At 46.5% G+C, this 1,065-nt stretch carries 1 protein-coding gene; it reads left to right on the forward strand.

Features of this window, described 5'->3' with window-relative positions; all coding sequences use genetic code 11:
- A partial coding sequence (locus tag Q4489_RS18215; RefSeq protein ID WP_303483377.1) for an AMP-binding protein occupies nt 1-1,065 on the forward strand: 1,065 nt, incomplete at both ends.

A 1,065-nucleotide genomic window follows, 5' to 3' on the forward strand; every position in this document is an offset into this window, starting at 1 on the left:
TTGCATTCGCCAGTGTCTTTTGATGCAACGACGTTTGAAATTTGGGCAGCATGGCTTAACGGTGGTTGTGTTGCCTTACACAGCGGCAATTCAGCAGATGTAGATGCATTAGCTGACAGTGTTGAACGTTATGGTGTCACTACCTTATGGATGACAGCAGGCTTGTTTGATGTCTTTAGCGAGACGATTGAACGACCACTTCCGACATTAACACAATTGTTGGTTGGTGGAGATGTTGTTAACCCGATGACAGTGAGGGCAATGCAAGCTCGTAATCCACAAATGCAGTGCATTAATGGTTACGGCCCTACGGAAAACACAACTTTTAGTACAACTTTCCAAATTCCAACACTCTCGAGTACGGATACATTGCCAATAGGTAAGCCATTAAACAATCGCCAAACGTACGTGCTTGATAACACGCTTGCAAGAGTGCCTATAGGTGTAACGGGTGAGCTTTATGTTGGTGGTGCTGGTTTAGCACGCGGTTATTTAAATCGTCCCGAGTTAACGGCTGAGCGTTTTATTGACAATCCATTTAATCAGGCTGATGGGTCGGGCAGTAGCCAGCGCCTTTACCGCACGGGTGATTTAGTGCGCTGGAGAGAAGATGGACAACTGGAATACGTAGGGCGTAATGATTTTCAGGTCAAAATTCGTGGTTTCCGTATCGAGTTAGGTGAGATAGAGAGTGCTTTACTTGAGCAAGCTCAGATCAGCGATGCCTTAGTCATGGCTCAAGATAGCCTAGGCGGTAAGCGATTAGTGGGTTATTACCGCACAGAACAAACGTTGAGTACGGATGTACTTCGTCAATGGCTTGCAGAGCGTTTACCGGAGCACATGATACCCGTGCACTTGATTGCTTTAACGGCATTTCCGTTAACACCTAATGGCAAGGTTGATCGCAAGGCTCTACCAGTACCTGGTGAACAGGTTACTGAGCGGTACCTACCACCAGAAAGTGAAACAGAGCAGGTATTAGCATCGTTGTGGCAAGGCTTATTAGGTGTTGAGCAAATCAGCCGAGATGCCAACTTCTTTATGCTTGGCGGGCATTCATTA

The organism is Thalassotalea sp. 1_MG-2023 (assembly GCF_030546745.1).
Taxonomy (GTDB): domain Bacteria; phylum Pseudomonadota; class Gammaproteobacteria; order Enterobacterales; family Alteromonadaceae; genus Thalassotalea_C.